Annotated in this window: 1 protein-coding gene; it reads right to left on the bottom strand. The window is 46.2% G+C overall.

Features of this window, described 5'->3' with window-relative positions; genetic code table 11:
• Window positions 1-246: 246 nt before the first annotated feature.
• A complete protein-coding gene (locus F6K49_RS43605) occupies window positions 247-1,902 on the bottom strand; it encodes a hypothetical protein (protein ID WP_293107979.1) in 1,656 nt (551 codons plus the stop codon).
• Window positions 1,903-2,065: the final 163 nt, after the last annotated feature.

Raw genomic sequence — 2,065 nt, 5'->3', positions numbered from 1 at the left:
ACCATGAGCGACTGCCGTGGTTTCCCCCACTCGCGCTTTGCATGGCTGACAAGGCTCCACTATCTTACGGTAACTTTAAACCCGCTAAAACTAACGTTTATAACGGGAGTCCCCTTCCCGTATTTAAGATGGTTAGCCCTAACAGAGCAGGCCAGAATTTAGAATTTGGGCTTTAGAATTGAAAATTTCTGCATTCTCAATTCTTCATTCTTCATTCTAAATTCTTCATTCTAAATTCTTAATTCTTCAATTCCCCTTTCTTAGTAAGCGCTGGAAAATCTGCAAATTCTGATCGAGCCAATCCAGCCATTTCAGACTACTCGATAAAGATTTCGGTGGGTCGGAAATCAGGGTATCTAGAGCAATCAGGCGCTGGAAATTGATCTTGACTGGATCATGACGCTCTGTGGAACCGTCTTTGCGATAAAACTTGACACCAGCTTGTTGCTGCATAATATTGATCACTTCTTGAGCAACGATACCGTAGCCAATAGTAGTGGGATGAATGCCATCTAGGGTGAAGAAACCACCGCTGGTGCGACCGGTGGCATCGGATCTAAAAAAGCGAGTATCCGGTACTGGTGAAAGCGCTTCTAGTTCCGGTGGCAGCTGATAGGGAGTCCACCAATCTGGTCGGGCGTCGGAGTCTTCAATATAACGTCGATAAGCTAAGCAATCTAGTAATCCTCCTAATTCAAATAAATACCAATCTCGACCTTCTTTTCGAGCCTGACGTACAGCATCAGCAATATAGTCGTTGTACTGGTCAATGACGCTATCAATTGCTCGGGCTTGTTGTCCGGTAATGTGCGGGTCACGGTTGGGGTCGAAATCTTTGTCGCTAATCCAAGGACGGGTGTAGTAGGGGAAGTATCGCGAGCCAGTAGCCATCTTATGTCCTACTCCACGACCAATGGGCGCAATGGTGACATGGGGAACTGTAGCCAAAATGACATGGCGAGCTTTAATTTGCTTGATTTGCTCAACTACTTGATCACATTCAGCTTTGAAATCTTCCGGACACCAGATCGTAGGTGGCTGATTGGACTGTGGTGAATTTGAATCGCGATCGCAACTCCATCTGACCTGCAGTTGAGCAACGGTGCCCATGGCATTATTCGCCCCAATCATGACCATCAGGGTTTCAATACCATCTCCCTCACCGTTTTCTAGACTTCCTTCTTGCCCTAGTGCGACCGCAGCTTGGACTGGGGTAAGTGCTTTACCCTCTGAATCCCGCGCCGAGTCCAAAACCCTTAATGCCGCATGTTCGTTGCCATTCTCAACAATTTGCCGCAATAGATCATCCGTTGGTGCCTCGATTGTTTTTCTGAGAGTATCTGCGTCGTTAGAAATAATATCTGTGATATTCCACCCATAAATAGCGAGGTTGTGGTTAATTCCTTTGTGCATAGCAACAGTAGAACCAACGCCCCCTTGCCAACCGGGACCCCGTTCCCAATAATCTTCTAAGTCGTCCATATATTGCTGGATTGAAAACAGGGCTGGTGCTAATTCCCACCAGTCGATCTGGTCACCAAACTGTCCCTCTAAGCGCCGAACTAAATACTCCAGATTCAGGGGCAATCCACCCAATTCACCATATTGGCTGGGACGGCGCAGGTGTTCTTCCCAACCCATTTCTTGAGCAATCATCATGGGATAGGATAGGTCAGTGTTAAAAATTGCTCCATTCTGGACGCCATGGCTTAGGGAATCACCAATAGTGACTAGTCGATGTCGGGGAGTGCCTGGCTTTTGGTTAACTTCAATACTTAATTCCGGACGGATACCTAAAGTAGGATCTGTTTCTGGTGGACGCCCTTGAGGTTGGATAACTTCCTTGACTTGATCTGGAGCCTCAAAGTCGAGCATGTCTTTGGTAAGAAAGCGTTTTACCATAGTTGCTTGTTGATGAAAAAGAATAATGATCAGTTACTGACAGGGGGACATAAAGCTTATAACGTACACAGTGCAAACTCTATAGCCCGCTCACCCTTCTTGTAATAATTGAGCCAACGACGGTTAATTTCCAAAAGTTCGTCCACTATTTTTTGGCATAATC

The sequence above is a fragment of the Moorena sp. SIO3I6 genome, assembly GCF_010672095.1.
Note: the sequence above shows the minus strand (reverse complement) of the source record. Positions and strands in the feature narration are given on the sequence as shown.

Coding starts and splice junctions, on each gene's coding strand:
- F6K49_RS43605 (WP_293107979.1), bottom strand. CDS start 1,902: ATGGTAAAACGCTTTCTTACCAAAGACATGCTCGACTTTGAGGCTCCA.